This window comes from Sphingobium sp. BYY-5, from assembly GCF_022758885.1.
Classification (GTDB): Bacteria; Pseudomonadota; Alphaproteobacteria; order Sphingomonadales; family Sphingomonadaceae; genus Sphingobium.
This window is the reverse complement of record NZ_JALEBH010000001.1, coordinates 2,505,927-2,526,549: the sequence shown is the minus strand read 5'-3', so window position 1 is coordinate 2,526,549 and position 20,623 is coordinate 2,505,927. Positions and strand designations below refer to the sequence as shown.

Sequence of the window (20,623 nt, the reverse complement as noted above, 5' to 3'; positions counted from 1 at the left end):
CGAAAGAAACCGACCAACAATATAAGCCGCTACGCGAGATGATCCGATGACCGATCCGACCTTCCATGGCGACCGCCCGATCCAGAGCGAAGCGGAGGATCGCTTCGGCTTCGCGGCGCTCGCCGACCGCATCGCGGATTCGCTGACCTCGCAGGCCGCGAACAAGGGCTTCGTGTTCGGGCTCGAGGGCAAATGGGGCTCGGGCAAGTCGAGCATGCTCGCGCTCGTGCTCAAGCGGCTGCGCGCCATGGATGGGGCCAAGGTCGCCGCCGTCGAATTCCGGCCCTGGCTGATCGGCGACCGCGATCAGCTGCTCTCCGCCCTGTTTGAGGATCTGGCGAAGGCGATCGCCGGTCTCGAACATGCCGCCGGCGACGCGACCGGCACCACCCAGATCGCCGCCAAGAACGTCGCCGCGCAGGTCAAGAGCTTTGCCCGGCACCTGGGGCCGGTCGGCAAGCTCGCCGGCGTGGCCGGCCTGTTCGTGCCCGGCGCATCGCTCGCAGGGGACGTCCTCGAAAAACTCGCGGCGGCAGCGGCCGAGCAGACCGAGGGGCCGACCCTGGTCGAGCAGAAGGACAAGCTCTCGCAGGCTTTGCTCAAGCTCGATTGCCGCATCGTCGTCGCGATCGACGATGTCGACCGCCTCGAACCCAAGGAAGTCGCCGAGCTCCTGCGCCTGGTGCGCTCGGTCGCCGACTTCCCCAACGTCTCCTATCTCCTTTGCTACGACGCGCGGGCCTTGGTGCGGTCGATCGAGACCGGCACCGGCGTCGCGAGCGGTGCTGCCTATCTTGAAAAGATCGTCCAGACCGAGGTTGCCGTGCCGCGCCCCGAATCCTTTGCCCTGCGGCGCTGGTTCTCGGCCGAGCTCCAGGCCTTCGCCACATGTCCGCCCGAGCGCGTCGGCTATCTGCAGCAGGTCATCGACGAGACCGGCGGCCGCGTCCTCGAAAACCCGCGCGCGGTCGTGCGCGTGCTCGATAGTTTGCGCGTCTACTGGCCGAGCCTCCAGGACCGGGTCGATCTAGCCGATCTCGTCTGGCTGCGCATGATCGCGGTGGGGTCTCCCAATTTCTATCGCTGGGTCGAGGACTATCTGACCAGCTTCGTCGCGCTCGCCGGCGGGCGTGCCCATGTCTCTGATCCGGAGCGCGAGAACATGGCCAAGGAGATGGACGCCGCGCTGGAGCTCGACGGGCTCAGCTGGGACAAGCAGCAGTTCGAACTCGACCGCCATCTGCCCGGCATCCAGTTCCAATCGTTCAACAAGGAGAAGGAAGAGCGGCTGTTCTCGGGCGCGCGCGGCGCGGCGCATTTCCACGCGGCAAGGGACAAGCGTCTGGCGAGCCCAAGCCATGCCCGCATCTATTTCACCCTGATCGATCCGCCCGATAGCGTCACCGACATGGACCTTGCCGATCTGCTAGCAGCGGCGCGCGAGGGCGCCAACCCGGTCGCGCACCTCCTCATGACCATGGGCAATCGCAAGGGCGATGCCGGCGGGACCAAGGCCGAGCGGCTGCTCGACCAGCTACGCTACGTCGAGAAGGACGTGATCCATCGCTGGCCGATCGAAACGCTGATGCTCGGCCTGTCCCACGCGGCCGACACGCTGGCGGCGGACTTTCGCGGCGACGACTGGGGCTATCCGCGGATATACTATCTGACGCGCGCGATGCTGCGCCAGTTCCAGGCCGCGCTGCCGCCCGAGCGCTTCGATCCGGCGCTCAAGGCGATGTTCGAGGCGGGCACCTCGCTCGGCTTCCTTTCCTATCTGCTGCGCGACGAGACCTTCGGTCACGGCTATTACGGCGACCGGCCCAATCCGACCGACCGGTTGACGTCACGCGAGGGGTTCGAGGTCATCCGCAAGATCATGATCGCGCGCTACGGCGCTGGCGGCATCGACACGGTGATGACCGATCCCCGCGCGACCGACATGCTCTATGCCTGGTCGCAAGCCGGCGCGCGCGAGGCCGTCGTCCAACACGTGGCGGCGCGATCGGGAGACGACGCCTGGCTCCTGCGCTTCGTCCAAAAGCTTTATGGGCCGAACTCGACGCTATCGCTCGATGGGTTGGGCGCCTTCTTCGATAAGCCGGTCGCGATTGTGCGCCGCATTCATGACTTGGCGAAGGCCAAGCCGGACAATGGGGACGCCGCGTCCATCATCTGGTCGCTAAAGGCCAACATCCATTTTAACGATGGCGATTTCGAGGAGGTGCTGCAGCCTTGGGAGGCGAGGGAAGCGAGGGCGGGTCAAGCGGATGATGAAGCCGACGCGTAAAGATGCGCCATGACATGAGTCGGGCGACAGCTTCGAGCCCCTTGCGCTGAATGATCGACAGCAGTCGGAAGCTCGTGGGACAAAGCCGCCACTCCTATCAGGATCTCTAAACGTCGGCTTCTTACAAGAGCCGACCTTCGCACACTCGGCCGTGCTGCGTTCAACGATTCGTGGGTCAGCAGTCGTGCCTCGGGCAGTCGAATCCGCGTTTTCGGTGAGCATCAGGCAATGCGTAGGGGCGCACAAGAGAACAAATGCTTGCACGTCCCGAAAGGGTTGTGTCAGAATCAAGTGTGAAAATCGGATATGCTTACGTCTCCATAGAGGAGGGAAACCCAGACCTGCAGCGCGATGCGCTTGAGGGGGCTGCTGTCGCGCGCGTGTTCGAGGATCATGCCGGGGGTGCCTCCAAATATCGCCCTGGCCTGGATGCGGCTCTCGCCATGCTCGAACCTGGTGATGCGCTTGTCGTCTGGAAGCTCGACCGGCTCGGCCGATCGGTTAAGCACCTCATCAATTTAGTGCATAACCTGGGCGAGCGCGGTATCGAGATTGTGTCGCTATCGGAAAACATCGACACGACGACAGCCGGGGGGCGTTTGGTATTTCACATGATGGGCGCGCTCGCAGAATTTGATCGGTCTTTGATCGTCGAGCGGACTAAGGCTGGCATGGCCACGGCGCGATCCCGTGGGCGGCATCTTGGCCGCGCCCCTAGTCTCAACCCGTCCAAGGTCGAACATGCCCGCATGTTGATCGATGGCGGTGCCTCCGTGTCTGACACGGCGCGCACGCTCAACGTCGGCCGATCGACGCTATATCGCGCATTGCGAGTTGACGGTGCGCCAGCATGACGAAGCGTATCAAGGCAACGATCAATCCTGCCGTTCTGACCTGGGCGCGAGAAACGGCCGGTTTCGATCTCACGGCCGCGGCCGCAAAGATCGATGTAGATGAAGAAAAGCTCGCCGCCTGGGAAACGGGCGACGATCAGCCGTCTATTCCCCAGCTCCGCAAACTGGCCGAAGCCTATAAGCGGCCGCTTGCGGTTTTCTATCTGCCGGAACCACCGACAAATTCATTCCAGGCGATGCACGATTTCCGGCGCCTGCCTGATTTGGGAATGCGCAGCTTCTCGCCGGAGCTGACGCTAGAAATCCGGCTCGCACAGCAACGGCGCGAATTGGCCCTCGAGCTATTCGAGGACGGTGACGAAACCCCCGCCCCCTTCAAGGTTGAGACGACGATCGCCACCAACCCGGAAACGGCCGCGGCCGCGCTCCGTGATGCGCTCGGCGTCGATTACGATCTGCAATCGCACTGGCGCGATCCCCGCGTCGCCTTTCTGGCCTGGCGCGGGAAGATCGAGGAGTTGGGCGTGCTGGTGTTCCAGGCCTCGCGAATAAGTAGCGATGAGGCTTCGGGCTTTGCCTACTGGTCCGATGTGCTGCCCTTCATGGTCATCAACCGGAAGGATGCCTATGCGCGCCGCACGTTCTCGATGTTCCATGAGCTGGCGCATTTGATGCTTCGGCAAAGCGGCGTTTCCGATCTTGATATCGAAGGCCCCCGCCCTGCCGATGATGAAAAGATCGAAGTGTTCTGCAACCAGGTCGCCGCCGCGGCCCTGATGCCCCGCGACCTGTTTCTAAAAGAGGCGTTGATCGCCGCGAAGGGCAACGGGCGCCACGAGTGGGATGATGCCAGCGTGCAATTGCTCTCGCTCACCTATGGTGTGTCGCGCGAGGCGATCGTGCGTCGCCTGCTGACGCTCGGGCGAACCACGGAAGCATTCTACAGGCGCAAGCGCGCCCAATATGCGATCGAGTTCCAGCAACAGCGGCAACGAGATCGCGAGAAGAATGAAGGCAAGCCGATCCCGCGGAACATGCCGCGCGAGACGGTCGCCGACTACGGCAAGCCATTCGTGCGCCGCGTGATCGAGAATTATCATCTCGATCGGATCAGCCTTTCTGATGTGTCGGGATATCTTGGCGTGAAGGTTCGCCATGTTCCCGGCATTGAGCAACAGTTAGGCTATAGCTGATGGTCGCTGCAGAGCCGCCGATCTACTGCATCGACACTAGCTCGCTTGTGCATGCGTGGCGGCGTGCTTATCCGCCGAAGCGTTTCAGCGGTCTATGGAACGCGTTCGATCAGCTCATCGATGACGGTCGCCTGGTCGCGACGATCGAGGTCTATCATGAGCTAAAAAAGAAGGACGATGAGATTTTCGAGTGGGCCAAGGACCGCAAGGAAACGATGTTCCTCGAGATTGATGACGACGTGCAAGGCGAGGTCGTCAGGATCATGCAAACCTATCCGAAGCTGGTGGACACCGGCAAAGGGAAGTCGGGTGGCGATCCGTTCGTGATCGCCCAAGCCCTCGCTGGCAACCCGCGCCTGGTCGTCGTGACACAGGAAGCGGGCGGCACGGCAGACAAGCCCCGGATTCCGTTCGTCTGCGATCGTGAGGGCGTGCGCCATATCGATCTGCTGACGTTGATCGAGGAAGAGGATTGGACGTTCTAAGTTTGAGAGGTCGAAACCGACTGGACATCCGCGACCGCTCCGCTTTCATGCTACGTTCGTATGAGCGTTACGACTATGTGCAGCTTGGGATACATGCTGCTTTATCGGACACTGGCGACTGGTCCCGATAGGTCGTGAATGTCCATGCGCGATCGGACTTCTATGTCCTATCGGCGCGCTTTGAAATCGCAAATTTTGGTGCCATATCCCGGTCATCGAGGAAACGCACTATGACCGACACGCCGAACATACCGCCCCCGCCCCCTATCCAGCTTATGCCGCCTGCGCCGGCTCCAGCTGCTCCGCTCGCCTGGCCGTCGCAGAACGTTGCGGCACCGCCTGCACCGCCTGCACCGCCGCCCCCGCCTTTGGCGAGCGTGCCCCCGATGCCTGGTGCCTCCATCGTCCAGCTCGCGGCGGCGGCAAAAAAGGTGGACACGCGTAAGGCGTCGGAAAAGAAATACGGCAAGCCGGTGATGGACCTGGGCTTCTGCATCGTGCCCTCGCTGCTGATGTGGGCGCAGGCCCGCCTTGGCATCAACACGGTGCAGTTCAATGTCATCATGCAGTTGGCCGATTTCTGGTGGGACCCGGAGCGCAAGCCATATCCGGCTAAAAAGCTGCTGTCGGATCGCATCGGCATGAGTGAACGCCAGATTCAGCGCCAGATTGCAGAGCTAGAGGCGGCCGGCCTGGTTGCGCGGATTGGTCGCACTCGGCCGGGACGCGGAAAGACCAGCAACGAATATGATCTTAGCGGTCTGGTGGCCCGATTGAAGGAACTCGAGCCGGAATTTACGGCCGTCCAGGAAGAAAATCGCGCGCGTCGGAAGAACGTCGCTCTGCCTAAGCATCGCCGCAAGGCGTAGGTTCCGAGGGCGGGCCTCACCCGCTCCCGCGCCTCGTACATCAGGTAACAGCCCCGCCCATGTGCCAGCATGAACGGGGAGAGGTCTCCGAGGCTTGAACCGTCCGGGGCGGCTCGTGAGAAATCACGGGCCGCCTTTTCTATGTAGGACGGACGATCGGCGTCATCCATCCCCTTGTCACCGGAAGTTTGAACCGATTTCAATGACTGGTCATAGCGTAAGTGGACGTTCACCGCTTGCAGCAGAACGACGTACTTTGGTCGAGGCTGTCGTCTAATAGCGGCCCAATTTGCAAGCCCTAAAAAGCATAGAGAGATGAACCTGCCCGGAGCACTGTCGTCGTCGCGGTCAACATCGGCTGCCGCATGATGGGGCTTCGCGGGAGAACCTTCCAATGTGTAAAACGCACATTCCAACAAGGGAAGTGCAACAGCCTAGGCGGAATGGTTCAGCCACGTCCTGGCAAGGACGCCTCTACACGCTATCGGGCGTGTGAGCTGGATAATGTTAGATGGTAATGTCTGCTTTCCTCTCAAAAAGCTCTCCAGATACGAGCATGGCATGCATGATAACTGCCAGTTTACGCGCCACAGCCACAGCGGCGCGCTTGAAGCCGATTTTCTCGCGCAGCTTGAGCCCCCCAGGTTCGCAGACTGCTTTTTGCCGCTGCACGCGTCATGATGACGGTTGCCGCTTCGTAGAGAAGGCCGCGCAGATGAGCGTCGCCGCGCCTGGAGATATGGCCATCATAATCGACCTCACCTGATTGGTAACGTCGGGTCGTCAGACCGATCCACGCGCCGACAGATCGTGATTTCTTAAAATTGGCAGGATCCTCAATGGCGCTGGTGAACGCTGTCGCAGTGATGGCGCCGACGCCCGGTATCGACTGAGGAGTTGGCATGCCTGGCTCTGCCGTGCCTCAGCCAGGAGCTGACGGCCAAGCTCTGCTGCTCGTACCCGGATAGCTCGCCACGCCTCAAGGATTGGCATCAGGATAGGTGCAAGGTCAGCTCGCCCATCCAGTAAACGGCAAATATGCTCGTCAAACTTACCTCCCTTGGCGGAAGGGACGACTAGGCCGAACGTCTTCATCAACCCGCGGATCTGGTTGAAAAGCTCCACTGAAATCCTCACCAGCCTATTGCGTGCGGCTATGCGCGTGCGCGAGAGCATGCTCTCAAAGCCCTTTACGCGAACTTCCCGGAAGAAACCTACCTCAGCCAGATGGGCCAGTCCGTCAGCATCGTTCGCATCGGTCTTGTTGGGCGCCATGTCCAGGGCAGCTTTGGCGTGGCGCGCATCGATGCAGATCGCAGGTACACCTTCTGCCTGCAACGCATGGAAGAACCATACCGACAGAGGACCCGTCTCGAATACGACACGCTTTGCATGCGGCGCCCGCTTGCGGACCAGGTCCGCTAAAACTTTGGGGTCTGAGGCGCACTTGCCGCGCCAAATCCGCTTACCGTCACGGCGGATAGAAACGGCGGTCTCTTTCATCGACACGTCGAATCCGATATACTCTTCCATGGCTGTTCTCCGCTAGATGCTTGGGCCCGGCGTCCAGTCGTGAGCCCGTACTTTCATCTTATCGAAGAGCAGCCACCTGAAGCGTCCCGGGTTTTCCGGAGGCTCCGAACTGTGAGAAGGAGCATCCGGTATGAGCAAGATGGGAAACAGATTTTCGCCTGAGGTCCGTGATCGAGCGGTGCGAATGGTTGGCGAGCACCGTGCGGATTACGGCTCGGAATGGGAGGCGATGAGTTCGATTGCCTCGAAGATCGGCTGCACGGCCGAGACGCTGCGCCGCTGGTGCCGCACGGAGGCAGGCCGACGGGCGGCACCAGCGGCGCAGGGTGTTGATGATAAGGCCCGGCTCAAGCTGCTGGAGCGCGAGGTCAAGGAGCTCCGTCGAGCCAACGAGATCCTTCGCAAGGCGTCGGCATATTTTGCGATGGCGGAGCTCGACCGCCGCGAGAGATGATGATGTCGTTCATCGACGTCCATCGCGAGGACCTGGGTATCGAGCCGATCTGCCGCGAACTGGCGATCGCCCCGTCCTCCTATCACGAACACGCGGCCCGTCTTGCCGATCCGGCGAAGCGTTCCGCCCGTGCGCGCCGGGATGACGACATGTGCGAGCAGATCCGGCGCGTTCACGAGGCCAGCTTCGGACTCTACGGCTCGCGCAAGGTCTGGCATCAGTTGCGGCGCGAGGGCCTTGATGTCGCCAAGTGCACGGTCGAGCGACTGATGCGTAGCATGCGGCTGGCCGGTATTCGTCGAGGGAAGAAGACGACCACGACCGTCAGCAATCCCAAGGCGCCATGCCCGCTCGACAAGGTGAACCGGGAGTTTCGTGTGGACCGGCCGAACGCCCTGTGGGTAGTCGATTTCACCTATGTCCACACCTGGGCAGGGTTCGTTTACGTGGCCTTCGTGATCGATGCCTATGCGCGGCGCATCGTGGGCTGGAAGGTCAGTACTTCAGCCACGGCCGGGTTCGTTCTGGATGCCCTTGAGCAGGCGATCCATGCGCGCAGACCCGGCCCGGATGACGGCTTGATCCACCACAGCGACAGGGGCGTGCAATACCTCGCCATGAACTACACCCAGCGCCTGGCGGAGGCCAACCTCGTGCCCTCGGTCGGCAGCGTCGGCGACAGTTACGACAATGCTTTGGCCGAGACGATCAATGGCCTTTACAAGGCCGAGGTCATCTGGCGCCAGCGGTCCTGGCCAAGCGCATCGGCGGTGGAAATGGCGACGCTGAGCTGGGTCGACTGGTACAACAACCATCGCCTTTTCGGCCCGCTCGGCTACATCCCACCCGCCGAGGCCGAAGCTAACTACTATGCGGCCATTGAGACCCTCGATATGGCTGCCTGAGTCAAACTGCACAGCCTCCAGAAAACCCGGGACGCTTCAACCCCTGCTTCCATGACCTTGCGCGGTCATCTTCAGCGACTCGCTCCCGCGATTACCCCATGTGTGAAAACGCTTTCGTCGCGATCGAAATGAACAACTTCGGAATCCGTGTGACATGTAACGCGCATAGAAAGAATCCGAAAACGATCATCGGTGAATCAATCTTGCGCTACCATGCCGTCCGCCAGCGTTTCTACACAGCCTCGGTCGGAAACCGCCATCAGACAAATGCCTCGGAAGCAATTGGAGGCAATGCCATTCCCACATTGCCCATTGAGACCGACGGCTTCATAAGGGACTATGACAATTCCTTTGCAGAATTCAGCCGCCCTTTCCCGTATTCAAGAAAATTGGCTTGCAACGAAAGAGCGGAAATTACTGAACTGGCTGTGCGCTCAAATGCCGCCGTACGTCACGCCTGATCGCCTGACGGCCTTGGGCATGATCGGCGCCTGCATGATTTTTCTAGGCTACTTGGGGAGCAATCTACATTCCTCCTGGCTGTTGCTCGCCATCGTCGGTTATGTCGTCCAATGGTTTGGGGATTCAATGGATGGGAGCATAGCTCGCTTCCGCCGCATCGAACGTCCTTCCTATGGCTATTTCATCGATCATAGCTGCGATGGGCTTGCGACACTGTTCATCCTTGCCGGCATTGGCCTTAGTCCGTTCGTCACGATGGACGTCGCCATGGTGGCGCTCGCTGGATATCTGCTGCTCTCGATCCACGCCTACCTTTCGGCGCGCGTGCTGGGAGAGTTCAAGCTGTCCTATCTCGCAGCAGGCCCGACCGAATTGCGATTGATGCTCATCGCGCTGACGCTGATGATGATCGCTCTGGGTTCTGGTCCAGGATATTTCGGACGGCTGTCAGGCTTCGACCTGTTTGTTGGCACAGTCGGATTTATCCTTATTCTCCTTTTCGTCATTCAGACTTTGGCCACCGGCCGGCGACTAGCGCGATCCGAGCGCGGCGAAGAATGAAAAATTAGTGTTTTGGGGGCGATGGCGGTTAGCTGCTTGGTAACGCAGGCGAACACGTACCCGACTCGACAAACGGCGTTGTTTGGCGATGAGGCGGCCGCCGAAATTGCAACAGCCGCTCGGTCTTGACGGCCACGATGTTGATACGACGAGAGCGCCGCAGAGGGTGGTTAGGGGATGGCCGGCTTTTAAGTTGAGCTTATCACATTGCGGACATAGGCTCGCGTGATGAAGCTAGACTATCTGCACATCTCGCCTGATCAGCCTGTGCCTCACATGAAAGCTCGGCCCTACCGGGCAATTTTGATTGCTGAAAGGCCAGTAAGCCAAGCTTGGCGCGATGACGTCGCCGCATGGCTCGTTAGCAGCGGATGCCTCTACTTTATCGCTTGGGGCACAACCTGCGAAGAATGGCACGATGCAGTGGATTGGGCCGTCTTGAAAACTTTCGATTTCGGGGAGATACCGGACGACAAGTTTGTGATGACGACGTGGCACGATAAAGAACCGTTGTCTGAGGCTCTATGGTTTGCCGGGAACTGTGCTTCTCATCCCGATGTGGACCTCTCAGAAACAGTGATAGTGCATGTCTCGTCCGATGAGCGCAGGGCAGAAATACTAGCTCTTTACCGGGATAGCCAAGACGCGGAGAGTGAGACCTAACCCACCGTCCGGTTTGTGGCGTGCCAGAGCATGACATAAGCGACGATAAATGGTCGGTTCGCGCCGCCCTAAGTGGCCGGGGCGGCAAATTGTCCGCCCCGGTTGCCATGATCAGCTCCGAAGAAAAACCAATATGTCTCGATTGATTTCGTAGGTATTGGTTGCGGCCATGCCGTGCGGATAGCCCTTATAGGCTTTGAGCATACCCTTTGCGAGCAGCTTGACCGCTAGTGGAGCCGCATCCGCGAAGGGAACCACCTGGTCGTCGGTTCCGTGCATGACCAGCGTGGGTATCTGAATTTTCTTCAGATCCTCAGTAAAGTCGGTCTCGGAAAAGGCCTTGATACAGTCATAATGCGCTTTCGCGCTGCCGACCATGCCCTGGCGCCACCAGTTCTGGATCAGGCCCTGGCTGATCTTGGCGCCCTTGCGATTGAACCCGTAAAAGGGCCCGCCAGCAACATCGAGATAGAATTGCGAACGATCGTCGGCCAGCGCCTTGCGGAAACCGTCGAAGACGTCGATCGGCAGGCCGCCAGGATTGCTGTCTTTTTTGACCATCACCGGCGGTACCGCGCCAATCAGGATCAGCTTCGACAACGCGCCGGGCTTTGCGCGGGCGGCATAATGGACGGCTTCGCCACCACCGGTCGAATGACCGATATGGACCGCGCCCTTGAGGCCGAGGGCTGCCACCAGCGCAGCCACATCGGCCGCATAGCTGTCCATATCATTGCCGTTGTCGGTCTGCGTCGAACGACCATGGCCGCGCCGATCATGTGCGATCACGCGATAGCCCTGCGCGAGGAAGAAAAGCAGCTGGTTGTCCCATTCGTCGGCGGTGAGTGGCCAGCCATGATGAAAGACCAGCGGTTGCGCGTCGCGGGGGCCCCAGTCCTTGTAGAAGATCTGGGCGCCATCTTTTGCGGTGATGAAGTTCATCGGATTGGCTCCTTGGTTCGGGGAGGAAATCGAGCCGAGGCTTGTCGCAGACCAGCCGATACTGCCTGCAATTGCGGAGGCTGCGCCAGCAACCAGAAAGCGTCGGCGCTGCAACATGAATTGTTCAAGAAGGGGCATGGCTGATGTCCGTTGCAAGATTTGTGGCTCGGCGCCTGTCCTCACGTGAGGAAAGCGCCGAAGCCTTAATCGGGCAGCAACAGGCGGTTTGAACATTGTGCCAAGGATGAGGCTGGCCTGAGCAAAGGCCATATATGGCCTCATCGATATCAAGCGATTACCGGCCTTTCGTTCAGCACGAACGATCTGGAGGGAGATGCCGCTTCCACCGGAGCGCAGCCGGCTTGTCAGATGAACACGGATCAATATAGTCTGCGTTATGGCTTACCTGACCGTCAACGTCGAATATGGGCTTCATTGCCTGCTATGGCTGGTCGATGCCGGCGATCGGCCGCGCAGTGGCCGCGATTTAGCAGAGTTTCAGGGCATTTCCTCCAGCCTGATTATCAAGATCTTCGGAAAGCTGACAAAGGCGGGCATCGTTCGCGCCTCCGAAGGGCTGAGCGGCGGCTATGTACTGGCGCACGCGCCAGAGCAGATCAGCCTACTGCAGGTCCTGGACGCTATAGAGGGACGCAAGCCGCTTTTTCCCTGTCAGGAAATTCGGGGACGCTGTGCCATATTCGAAGGACAGCCACCATCATGGGCGACAGGCGGCGTCTGCTCGATCCACGCTGCGATGCTCAAGGCGGAAAAGGCCATGCGCGACACGCTGGCGGACTGTTCGCTAGCTGATATTGGTCGGTCGGTCACCCGCAAGGCACCTACCGACTTTGCCGGAGAGGTCAGCGACTGGTTCGATAGCCGACTGAGCGTGCGCGGGAGGCGCAGCGAAGACAAGCATGACAAGCAGGGGACGATAGTATGATCAGTACAGGCGCTGCCGATGAAACGCCCCTCGTCCTCATCGTGGACGATGATGAGGATGTTCGCACTGCAGTGGAAGAACTCCTGCTATCAGTGGGAATGGAAGCGCATGGTTTCGGATCGACCCGCGAACTGGTGGATTCGCCGTTGCTTGAACGGGCGGCCTGCCTGGTCCTTGACGTGCGCATGCCAGGGTTAAGCGGCCTCGACCTGCAGCAGCGCCTGACGGCCGCCGGAGTGTCGCGACCGATCGTGTTCCTTACCGGACATGGCGACATTCCCATGTCCGTGCAGGCGATGAAGGCAGGGGCGGTCGACTTCCTGACCAAGCCGGTGCGCGACCAGACCCTGATTGATGCCATCATCGTCGGTGTGGAGCGTAACGCGGAAGAGCGCGAGACGGCGCGCATCGTGCAGCAACATGTCGATCGTTTTGCGACGCTGACACCGCGCGAAGCACAGGTCATGCGCGAAGTGGCACGCGGACGGCTCAACAAACAGATTGCCTTTGATCTTGGCATTACGGAAATCACCGTCAAACTGCATCGCAGCAATGTCATGAAGAAGATGCAGGCCGGATCCGTGGGCGAACTGATCCGGGCGTGGGAAATCCTGCCTGCACCTCTGCGCCAGCCGCAGTCGGCCTAAACCTTGGTATGGTTACAAATTGCCCGGGAATGGGCGACATATGCCGCGATGGCCTGGGGCCACCACTATGAGGATCGCGCCACTTGTCCAGAATTCCCATCGTTGCGATCGTGGACGATGACGAAGCCATTCGCGATGCCCTGTCGGAGTTGCTGATGGTCGAAGGATTTGCCTGCCAACCCTTCGAGAACGCATTGGCCTTCATTGCGGAGATCGGCCGTTCATCCTTCGATTGCCTCATCACCGATATGCGCATGCCCGGTATGAACGGGCTGGACCTTCTCGAACATCTTCATGCGCGTGGCGAAAATCTACCCGCCATCGTTCTTACGTCCGTCGTTGATGACCAGAGCCGCACACGTTCACTGGGGGTTGGAGCCCAGGCGTGGTTAGGGAAGCCGGTTGCTGACAGTGTGCTGTTGCACGCGCTGCGACGGGCGCTGCAGGACAAGGGTGTCGATCTGCCGCAGGAACCCGACGCATGAAGCCGGCGGTGTCGGACGTAGGGGCCATCAAGGCCGACCTGCATATCGCCGATCTGGCATCGGAAAGCGTCATCATCTTCGACAGCGCAGGCAAGATCCAATATTGGAATCCGGCATCGGAGGCATTGTACGGCTGGCCGGCACTGAGCGTTAAGGGGCGGAGCATCGTCGACCTGTCCAAGGGGGTGATGGATGACGAGGATCATTGGCAGTTGCTCTTGCGCGAGGGTGGATGGCAGGGGCAGGTGAGCCGGCGCAGCTTTTCGAACAGCCATGTGGTCGTCGATATCAGGCAATATGTTCGTTTCCACAGCGACGGCACGCTGCATGATATCGTGGAGTATGGTCAGCGGGCCCTGACGGACGGCGAAAGGGCCGGTACGGACTGGCATATTCCCGACAGGCTGATGGCGGCCAGTTGGGAGATAGATATTGCCGGCGCGCGTCCATGGATTGATGCCGTCGTGGCCGGCGGGACTGGTCAGGAGGCCGAAGCCCGCGAAGCGCAGCTATTGTCGCTGGTCCAGGCCTGTCGTGTGATCGAGGTCAATGATCGCGCGGCACGTCTTGTCGGTGGCAATCGCGGGCCGGGCGTCATGATCGATCAATCGGTCGCAGCGTTCTGGCCGATCGAAAGCAGGGCAACCCTGGGGGAACTGATCGTAGAGGCGGTTGTCGCCGACCAGCGGGGGCAGACCCATCGTCGGCAACTGGCTTCGGACGGGATATTGCGCGATCCGGTGGTGACATTGTGGCTGGTTGACAAGGTCGACCGGATATTCGTGGCAGTGAACGGCACCGCCGACGACGACCGATCCTATCTCTATCTGCGGGCAAGCGAAGCACGATATCGCAAGCTCATCCATTATATGCCCACGGCCCTTTTACAGGTCGATGCCAGCCATATGGGCAAGATTTATGCGGGGCTTCGGTCCAGCGGCGTGGAAGATTTCGGCGCCTATCTCGCCGATCATCCCGAACTGGTCGAACTGGCCGCCGAAACCGTGACGGTGACGGATGTAAACCGCAGGGCGGTCGAGATGTTCGGGGGGCAGGGCGCGCTCGATCTGATCCGTCCGGTCGGCAACCTGTTCCTCGCCAATCGTGATACCTTGCGCAACGTCATGATTGGCCGGTTCAACGGCCAGCCCAGCCATAGAGAACTAACCAAGGTGCAGACACTGGATGGTCGCACGTTGGATGTGCAACTGTCCGTCACCTACCCGATCCCTCCAGGCGAACTGGACGTCACGATCTTCAGCATAGAGGATGTGACTGCGCGCGTTCAGATGGAAGCGCAGTTGCGCGAACTACAGGCCGATTTCACCCATGCCTGTCGCATTTCCATGCTGGGGGAACTGACGACGTCGATCGCGCATGAGGTCAACCAGCCCTTGGCAGCGATCCTGACCAATGCGGAGACCAGCCTGCGCTGGCTTGCCCGTGTCGAGCCCAATCTCGACAAGGTTAAGGAACTGACAACGCGGATCGCCACGAGCGCACATCGCGCCAACGACATCGTACAGCGCATCCGCGGCATGGCAGCCAAGCATCAGCCTGAACAGATGATGCTCGATCTGAACCAGGTGGCACAGGAATCCATGCTGTTTCTGCGCCACGAGATCGAAACCCGCAGCATCGGCATCACGACCATTTTTGCAAAGGGTCTTCCTAGGGTGCGCGGAGACCGTATCCAGTTGCAGCAGGTGATCGTCAATCTGCTGATGAACAGCATTCAGGCGCTCGAGAATGTGCGAGGGTCGGAGTGCGCGATTATCCTGGAGACTAGCCAGGACATAACCGGGCTATTGTGCTTTTCGATCCGAGATACCGGTCCGGGTATATCGGCTGCCAATCTGGACCGCGTGTTCGAAGGCTTCTTCACGACCAAGGAAAATGGGCTTGGGATCGGACTGGGAATTTGCCAGTCCATCATCATGGCCCATGGCGGCCGGATCATGGCGGATAATCATCCGCTGGGCGGTGCCGAGTTCCGCTTCACCATTCCGAGTGGCGCAACGCTAGCTTAGCCCTCCGTACAATCTCATCGACGGCCTTTCGTTAGAAAATATCGCACTCTGCGGGGCCTTGCGTGCGTTATGGACGCGGCGGCTTATAGGCATATGCTTCTGGTAGTTTGCCGTTCCGCTTTGCGAATGAGCAAACCTATACTCCAGTATGGCTCCGGCCATTCCTCCACCCAATCGACCAGGATCGTGCCTCCCCATAGCCTCGTATGTGCCGTGATTAGGGCGGCTCAGGAGGATAGAGACATGAAGGTAGACAATATCACGCCCGCCGCCCCGGCGGCGTTCGAGGAACTGGTCCCGTCGCGTTACGCGCTAAAGGTTGGCGAGATCGATGTGCTGGTGGTCAGCGACGGCGTGCTGCCGCTGCCGACCCAGACGATGTCCACCAACGTCACGCCGGCTGATCGGGCCGCCTGGTTCAACGACATGTTCCTGGGGCCCGATGCATTCGACTGGGCGCTCAACGTGCTGGTCGTGCGCAGCGGCGAGCAGACCATTCTCGTCGATGCCGGTCTTGGCGGTCAGTTTGCCGGTTTCCCGCGCGCCGGCCAATTTCCCAAGCGCCTGAAGGCCGCCGGCATCGAGCTGTCGTCCGTGACCGACATTGTCATCACCCATATGCACATGGATCATATCGGCGGCCTGCTGGTCGACGAAGTGAAGAACCAGTTGCGGCCCGACGTGCGGATTCATGTGGCGGCGGCCGAAGTCGATTTCTGGGCGTCGCCCGATTTCTCGATGACGGACATGCCGGCGCCAGTACCCGATGTGCTGCGCAGGACTGCCAACCAATTCATGGATGCCTATGGCAGGCAACTGCAGATCTTCGAGGAGGAACATGAAGTCGCGCCCGGCGTGCTTGCCTGGCGCACCGGCGGCCATACGCCCGGCCACAGCGTGGTGCGCCTGACGTCGGCCGGTGAGCGCCTGACCTTTGCGGGCGATGCGATCTTCCCGGTGGGGTTCGACCATCCCGACTGGCACAATGGCTTTGAGCATGATCCCGAAGAATCAGTCCGTGTGCGTATCCAACTGCTGCAGGATGCAGCGGCGAGCGGTGAACTGCTGGTCGCTACGCACTTGCCGTTCCCGTCGGTCGGACGCGTAGCCAGCGATGGAGGCAATTTCCGCTGGGTCGCAGGTTTCTGGGACTATTGATCGCCGCGTAATAAGACCCTGGGGCACTCCAATAGCGTTTGAGCCCTTTCTCCCCCAGAGACCATCAACCTCCCCCGTGATGGTCTCCGAACCGCCAGGCGCCCTCGCGCGTCTGGCGGTTCGTGCTCCCCCCTTATGATTTCGAAGGAAACCGACATGACAACCAAGATCCTCTATTCGACGACAGCCCGTGCCGTTGGCGGTCGCGACGGCAAGGCCGCAACGCTCGACGGCAGTTTTGCCGTCACGCTTGGAACAGCAAAGGAACTGGGCGGCAATGGCGTGGGTAACAATCCCGAGCAATTGTTCGCATCGGGCTATGCCGCCTGCTTCCTGGGGGCCATGAAATTCGCTGCCGCGCAGGATGCAAACCTGCCCCGTATCCCGGTCGACGCGGCGGTCGAGGCCACAGTCGGCATCGGCCCGCGCGATGACAAGGGCTTTGGCCTGACAGTCGCGCTGGTGGTATTTCTGCCTGGCGTCGAACGCACAGCGGCCCAGGCATTGGTTGCGGAGGCGGATACCATCTGCCCCTACAGCCATGCCATCCGCGGGAATATTGCCGTAGATATCAACGTGGGTTGATGCGCTGGGCCGGGCGGTCCGATCGTATCGCCCGGTCACTATATGGGCGTCGCCGGCCGCGGAGAGCCTACCGATCAATCAGCTCTGCTATCGGCGTGATGCCAGTTGGACCGCCCAACAGGCATCAGAAATCATCCAGGGCAATGACTGCTATTGCGTCAGCCGCCTGCTCGTCGAGGGCAATCATGTGCCGGCTATGACCTGATCTGCGACAAAGTCCATGAAGGCTCGAGCTCGCGGCGGCAGACGGTGCCCGAAGGCATGTAGGAAATGCAACGCAATCCGTGCCAGCGGATGGCGCGGCAGAACTTCTTCCAGTGCGCCGCTCGCCAGATGCGGGGCAACGACGGGATGCAGGAGTTGGGCGAGACCGGCGTGGTTGAGTGCGCTGCGCAGCATGACGGTGCCGTCATCGACATCGAGCCGACCCTCCGGCACCATCCTTGTGCCGTCTGCAAATAGCAACGGATAGGGGCGATTGCCAGCCAGGTAACGGATGTGTCGATGGCTGGCGAGATCGGCCGGCATCTGCGGCCGTCCCATCTGGTCGAGATAGGCCGGCGATGCGACAAGACGCAGCGGCACCGTTCCCAGGGGGCGACCGATCAAGCCGCTGTCAGGCAATGGGCCCGCGCGCAATGCCAGGTCAAAGCCTTCTGCGATCATGTCGACATGCCGGTCAGTGATGCTCGCCTGCAACCGCAAGCTCGGATGAGCCGGCAGGAAGTCCGACACAATCGCATCCATGAGGACATCGCCAAGGACAGTCGGCATGGTCACGCGCAAGGTTCCCGATAGGGCGCCATCCGGGCGCAGCACTTCATCGGCAGCCTCCAATTCGCGCAACAATGGCGACACCCTGTCGAAATAGGCCTGCCCCTCATCGGTCAATGTCAAGCTTCGCGTCGATCTCTGAAACAGCCTGGCTTCGAGCCGGCGTTCCAGACGGGCAATGCTGCGCGAGACGGCCGATGGCGTCGTGCCCAGCAGTCGTGCCCCGCCAGAAAAGGAACCGGCCTCCACCGATCGTATGAAGGCCAGCAGCCCCTGCGTGCGATCCATCCAATTCATGCCTTCATGGAACAAATGAAAGCACATTTGAACGTATGGGATAGCGAAAAAGCAATAGTTATTTGTCGGCTTCCAACCAGGAGTAGACAATCATGAACAGCTTTTTGAACAAGGTCGCCATCGTTACCGGCGGCAATAGTGGGATCGGTTTCGCGACGGCGGCTGCGCTTGCAGCTGCCGGCGCACGGGTATTGATCGTCGGCCGCCGTCAGGCAGCCGTGGACGAGGCCGTCGCCGCGTTGGGCAAGCATGTCATTGGCCTGGTGGGCGATGTGGCCGACCCGATGACGCATGATCGGGTCGCGGAGACGGTGCGCGATCGGTTTGGCGGCGCGGATATCTATATCGCCAATGCCGGCGTGAACGTCATCCAGCCGAGCGAAGCAGTAACGCAGGAGGATTATGACGCGCAGTTCGCAATCAACGCGCGTGGCGTCTTCTTTGGTGTCCAGAAGATTGTGCCCCTGATGCGCGAGGGCGGGAGCATCGTCCTGACCAGCTCGATCGCGACCCGGAAAATCCTGGAGGGCCATGCCGTCTACGCCGGCGCCAAGGCCGCCATGGAAGCGTTCGCTCGCAGTTGGGCGTTGGAACTCAAGGCGCGGCGCATCCGGGTCAATGTGGTGAGCCCCGGCCCCGTCGACACACCGATCCTGGGCAAGCTGGGCGTGCCGGATGACGCGCGCGACGGCTTTGAAGCGCATCTGGCCAATGTCATTCCGATGGGACGCCTTGGACAGGCGGATGAACTGGCGCGGTCAATTCTTTATCTCGCGTCGGATGATGCGGGCTTCGTCACCGGAGCGAATCTGCTGGTGGATGGGGGGATTGCGCTGACTTGATGGCGGCGGAGCATGGGCTGCTCGGCAAGGTCATTTCGGGTCATTTGCTCCACTGCGCCGGCACACTTATCCTCGTTGATAATGCCGATAGACTAGGCCTGTTCATGGACCGGCCAGGACAGCCTCTACCTTTGTATAGGGTGTCTCAGTCTCGACGGCATTGATCCCGCGCGGTTATAAAGATCGTGTCGACAGCTTCTGTCGATCGATTGAGCAGAGGATGTTTTCGGCAACGAAGTCGAGATCCCGACCTCAAGCGCAACGGATGACCTCCAGACCCTATGTGGGCGCCATCCGACAAGAGTATCGCTGCCGATTTCTAACCTTCGTAACCGCGACAAGTCTTGCGTTCTGCAGGGCGTCCGTCTGCGCGGACGGAAAACGGCAGCCATTCTCAAATCAGCTTTCACCAGGCGTGAGGAGAAATTGCCATGTCGAAAAATATCCTGATAATTGGCTCCGGTTTCGCAGGCATGATGGCCGCGCTGGGCGCATCGCGCCTGCGGGACGAGAAGGGCGTGTCTCCGGAGGACCTCACCATCACCGTGGTGTCGCCTGCCCCGGAAATGGTCATCCGTCCGCGGCTCTACGAACCGCATCCGCACGAGATGGTCGCCCCGCTCAGCGAATTGTTCGCGGCGACCGATATCCTCCATCATCAGGGCAATGTGGAGACGATCGACCGAGATGCCTCCTGCGTCACCGTCTTGTCCTCTGACGGCGCCTCGGCAATCTTCCCCTTTGATCGCCTCATCCTGGCGGCGGGGAGCGATGGCTTTACGCCCCCGATTCCCGGGCTCGCGGAATTCGGCTTTGCTGCCACGCAACTGGCCGAGGCGGTTGCGCTCGACCGCCACCTTCATGCGCTGGCCGAGAAACCGTCTTTACCCGCTCGCAACACGGTCGTGGTCGGCGGAGCCGGCTTCACTGGGCTGGAATTCGCGACCGAGATGCCGGCCCGTCTGCGCAGCATATTGGGCGAAGCCGCGGACATTCGCGTCATCATCGTCGATCGATCCGAACATGTCGCGCCGGCGATGGGCGAAAGGCCCCGCCCCTATATCGAGCAGAAGCTGCGCGATCTAGGGATTGAAACACGGATGAGCCTGGGCATCGCAGGTCTCGATGAAAATGGCGTCACGCTGAGTGATGGCAGTCGGATCGAGACGTCGACCGTCATATGGTCGGCCGGCATGCGCGCCTCCGCCCTGACAGCCCAATTGCCGGGCGAACGCGACAATCTCGGGCGTGTGATCGTGGATCCCGACCTGCGTGTCCCCGGCGCGCCCGCGATCTTCGCAACTGGCGACACGGCCAAGGCGAAGACCGATGCGGCCGGCAATTATGCTGCCATGTCCTGTCAGCACGCCCGTCGGCTCGGTGCATTCGCAGGGCATAATGCGGCGGCCGACCTGCTGGGTGAGCCGACCTTGCCCTATGATCAGCCTGCTTATGTGACCTGTCTCGACCTGGGGCCAGACACTGCAATCTTCACGCGCGGCTGGGACTCTCAGGTCGAGGTGACCGGTGCGGATGCTAAGGGCATCAAAAAGGAGATCAACGAGGTCTGGATCTATCCTCCGGCTGCCGACCGGTCGGCAGCCTATGAGAATGTCCTGGCTGCACGCACGATCGACTTCTGACGGCA

Annotated in this window: 18 protein-coding genes, 1 pseudogene and 1 other annotated feature; of the genes and pseudogenes, 16 read left to right on the top strand and 3 right to left on the bottom strand. The window is 60.5% G+C overall.

Features of this window, described 5'->3' with window-relative positions; translation table 11 throughout:
- Nucleotides 1-46 precede the first annotated feature (46 nt).
- From MOK15_RS12150 to MOK15_RS12130, 5 genes are all read left to right on the top strand, one after another.
- Complete coding sequence (locus MOK15_RS12150; protein ID WP_242931845.1) at nucleotides 47-2,290, top strand: P-loop NTPase fold protein; 2,244 nt, start codon at nucleotides 47-49, stop codon at nucleotides 2,288-2,290.
- A 293-nt stretch (nucleotides 2,291-2,583) separates the two neighbouring features.
- The gene (locus MOK15_RS12145) at nucleotides 2,584-3,144 is read left to right on the top strand and encodes a recombinase family protein (protein ID WP_242931844.1); all 561 of its coding nucleotides are present in this window, start codon (nucleotides 2,584-2,586) and stop codon (nucleotides 3,142-3,144) included.
- Nucleotides 3,141-4,337: an XRE family transcriptional regulator gene (locus MOK15_RS12140; protein ID WP_242931843.1), complete on the top strand. Its 1,197-nt coding sequence runs from the start codon at nucleotides 3,141-3,143 to the stop codon at nucleotides 4,335-4,337. Before MOK15_RS12145 ends, MOK15_RS12140 begins: the two co-directional genes overlap by 4 nt.
- The gene (locus tag MOK15_RS12135; RefSeq protein WP_242931842.1) at nucleotides 4,337-4,822 is read left to right on the top strand and encodes a DUF4411 family protein; all 486 of its coding nucleotides are present in this window, start codon (nucleotides 4,337-4,339) and stop codon (nucleotides 4,820-4,822) included. The genes MOK15_RS12140 and MOK15_RS12135 overlap by 1 nt, the downstream gene beginning before the upstream one ends.
- Nucleotides 4,823-5,052: 230 nt before the next feature.
- Nucleotides 5,053-5,691, top strand: coding sequence for a helix-turn-helix domain-containing protein (locus MOK15_RS12130; protein ID WP_242931841.1), 639 nt, complete (start codon nucleotides 5,053-5,055; stop codon nucleotides 5,689-5,691).
- Nucleotides 5,692-6,198: 507 nt separating this feature from the next.
- Here MOK15_RS12130 and MOK15_RS12125 read toward each other — a convergent pair.
- Nucleotides 6,199-7,224 (bottom strand): annotated as a pseudogene (locus MOK15_RS12125) (IS110 family transposase).
- Between the two features lie 130 nt (nucleotides 7,225-7,354).
- Between MOK15_RS12125 and MOK15_RS12120 the strand changes: the two are divergent.
- The 3 genes from MOK15_RS12120 to MOK15_RS12110 all read left to right on the top strand — a co-directional run bounded on the left by MOK15_RS12120 (nucleotide 7,355) and on the right by MOK15_RS12110 (nucleotide 10,269).
- Nucleotides 7,355-8,583, top strand: a protein-coding gene (locus MOK15_RS12120; RefSeq protein WP_242931456.1) for an IS3 family transposase whose coding sequence is annotated in 2 segments (ribosomal slippage) — nucleotides 7,355-7,643 and nucleotides 7,643-8,583 — 1,230 coding nt in all. Because the reading frame shifts where the segments join, the coding sequence is not laid out codon by codon here.
- Nucleotides 7,636-7,750 (top strand) — a sequence feature (AL1L pseudoknot). Its footprint overlaps the gene before it by 115 nt.
- A 339-nt stretch (nucleotides 8,584-8,922) precedes the next feature.
- Nucleotides 8,923-9,606 (top strand): CDP-alcohol phosphatidyltransferase family protein, encoded by a 684-nt coding sequence (locus MOK15_RS12115; RefSeq protein ID WP_242931840.1) that lies wholly within the window; start codon nucleotides 8,923-8,925, stop codon nucleotides 9,604-9,606.
- Nucleotides 9,607-9,834: 228 nt separating this feature from the next.
- Entirely contained in the window at nucleotides 9,835-10,269 is a 435-nt protein-coding gene (locus tag MOK15_RS12110) for a hypothetical protein (RefSeq protein WP_242931839.1), read from the top strand.
- 111 nt (nucleotides 10,270-10,380) lie between these two features.
- Here MOK15_RS12110 and MOK15_RS12105 read toward each other — a convergent pair whose 3' ends face one another.
- The gene (locus MOK15_RS12105) at nucleotides 10,381-11,211 is read right to left on the bottom strand and encodes an alpha/beta hydrolase (RefSeq protein WP_242932736.1); all 831 of its coding nucleotides are present in this window, start codon (nucleotides 11,209-11,211) and stop codon (nucleotides 10,381-10,383) included.
- A 397-nt stretch (nucleotides 11,212-11,608) separates the two neighbouring features.
- On the opposite strand from MOK15_RS12105, the gene MOK15_RS12100 reads away from it, so the two are divergent.
- From MOK15_RS12100 to MOK15_RS12075, 6 genes are all read left to right on the top strand, one after another.
- Complete coding sequence (locus MOK15_RS12100) at nucleotides 11,609-12,157, top strand: Rrf2 family transcriptional regulator (protein ID WP_242931838.1); 549 nt, start codon at nucleotides 11,609-11,611, stop codon at nucleotides 12,155-12,157.
- Nucleotides 12,154-12,804: a response regulator transcription factor gene (locus MOK15_RS12095; protein ID WP_242931837.1), complete on the top strand. Its 651-nt coding sequence runs from the start codon at nucleotides 12,154-12,156 to the stop codon at nucleotides 12,802-12,804. The genes MOK15_RS12100 and MOK15_RS12095 overlap by 4 nt, the downstream gene beginning before the upstream one ends.
- 83 nt (nucleotides 12,805-12,887) lie before the next feature.
- The gene (locus tag MOK15_RS12090) at nucleotides 12,888-13,289 is read left to right on the top strand and encodes a response regulator (protein WP_242931836.1); all 402 of its coding nucleotides are present in this window, start codon (nucleotides 12,888-12,890) and stop codon (nucleotides 13,287-13,289) included.
- A complete protein-coding gene (locus tag MOK15_RS12085) occupies nucleotides 13,286-15,319 on the top strand; it encodes an ATP-binding protein (protein WP_242931835.1) in 2,034 nt (677 codons plus the stop codon). The genes MOK15_RS12090 and MOK15_RS12085 overlap by 4 nt, the downstream gene beginning before the upstream one ends.
- A 243-nt stretch (nucleotides 15,320-15,562) precedes the next feature.
- On the top strand, nucleotides 15,563-16,477 hold the full coding sequence (locus tag MOK15_RS12080) for an MBL fold metallo-hydrolase (protein WP_242931834.1): 915 nt from the start codon (nucleotides 15,563-15,565) through the stop codon (nucleotides 16,475-16,477).
- Between the two features lie 156 nt (nucleotides 16,478-16,633).
- On the top strand, nucleotides 16,634-17,062 hold the full coding sequence (locus tag MOK15_RS12075; protein WP_242931833.1) for an organic hydroperoxide resistance protein: 429 nt from the start codon (nucleotides 16,634-16,636) through the stop codon (nucleotides 17,060-17,062).
- A 183-nt stretch (nucleotides 17,063-17,245) separates the two neighbouring features.
- Here MOK15_RS12075 and MOK15_RS12070 read toward each other — a convergent pair whose 3' ends face one another.
- Nucleotides 17,246-18,124 (bottom strand): LysR family transcriptional regulator, encoded by an 879-nt coding sequence (locus tag MOK15_RS12070; protein ID WP_242931832.1) that lies wholly within the window; start codon nucleotides 18,122-18,124, stop codon nucleotides 17,246-17,248.
- 101 nt (nucleotides 18,125-18,225) lie between these two features.
- Here MOK15_RS12070 and MOK15_RS12065 point away from each other — a divergent pair, with 101 nt between their 5' ends.
- Entirely contained in the window at nucleotides 18,226-18,975 is a 750-nt protein-coding gene (locus tag MOK15_RS12065; RefSeq protein WP_242931831.1) for an SDR family oxidoreductase, read from the top strand.
- A 431-nt stretch (nucleotides 18,976-19,406) separates the two neighbouring features.
- Nucleotides 19,407-20,618: an NAD(P)/FAD-dependent oxidoreductase gene (locus MOK15_RS12060; protein WP_242931830.1), complete on the top strand. Its 1,212-nt coding sequence runs from the start codon at nucleotides 19,407-19,409 to the stop codon at nucleotides 20,616-20,618.
- The last annotated feature ends 5 nt before the right edge of the window (nucleotides 20,619-20,623 follow it).

Excerpts from the sequence above, each read along its gene's own strand:
- MOK15_RS12060 (WP_242931830.1), top strand. The coding sequence starts at position 19,407 with ATGTCGAAAAATATCCTGATAATTGGCTCCGGTTTCGCAGGCATGATG.
- MOK15_RS12115 (WP_242931840.1), top strand. The coding sequence starts at position 8,923 with ATGACAATTCCTTTGCAGAATTCAGCCGCCCTTTCCCGTATTCAAGAA.
- MOK15_RS12080 (WP_242931834.1), top strand. The coding sequence starts at position 15,563 with ATGAAGGTAGACAATATCACGCCCGCCGCCCCGGCGGCGTTCGAGGAA.
- MOK15_RS12135 (WP_242931842.1), top strand. The coding sequence starts at position 4,337 with ATGGTCGCTGCAGAGCCGCCGATCTACTGCATCGACACTAGCTCGCTT.
- MOK15_RS12085 (WP_242931835.1), top strand. The coding sequence starts at position 13,286 with ATGAAGCCGGCGGTGTCGGACGTAGGGGCCATCAAGGCCGACCTGCAT.
- MOK15_RS12100 (WP_242931838.1), top strand. The coding sequence starts at position 11,609 with ATGGCTTACCTGACCGTCAACGTCGAATATGGGCTTCATTGCCTGCTA.
- MOK15_RS12110 (WP_242931839.1), top strand. The coding sequence starts at position 9,835 with ATGAAGCTAGACTATCTGCACATCTCGCCTGATCAGCCTGTGCCTCAC.
- MOK15_RS12095 (WP_242931837.1), top strand. The coding sequence starts at position 12,154 with ATGATCAGTACAGGCGCTGCCGATGAAACGCCCCTCGTCCTCATCGTG.
- MOK15_RS12075 (WP_242931833.1), top strand. The coding sequence starts at position 16,634 with ATGACAACCAAGATCCTCTATTCGACGACAGCCCGTGCCGTTGGCGGT.
- MOK15_RS12070 (WP_242931832.1), bottom strand. The coding sequence starts at position 18,124 with ATGGATCGCACGCAGGGGCTGCTGGCCTTCATACGATCGGTGGAGGCC.
- MOK15_RS12150 (WP_242931845.1), top strand. The coding sequence starts at position 47 with ATGACCGATCCGACCTTCCATGGCGACCGCCCGATCCAGAGCGAAGCG.
- MOK15_RS12105 (WP_242932736.1), bottom strand. The coding sequence starts at position 11,211 with ATGAACTTCATCACCGCAAAAGATGGCGCCCAGATCTTCTACAAGGAC.
- MOK15_RS12130 (WP_242931841.1), top strand. The coding sequence starts at position 5,053 with ATGACCGACACGCCGAACATACCGCCCCCGCCCCCTATCCAGCTTATG.
- MOK15_RS12065 (WP_242931831.1), top strand. The coding sequence starts at position 18,226 with ATGAACAGCTTTTTGAACAAGGTCGCCATCGTTACCGGCGGCAATAGT.
- MOK15_RS12140 (WP_242931843.1), top strand. The coding sequence starts at position 3,141 with ATGACGAAGCGTATCAAGGCAACGATCAATCCTGCCGTTCTGACCTGG.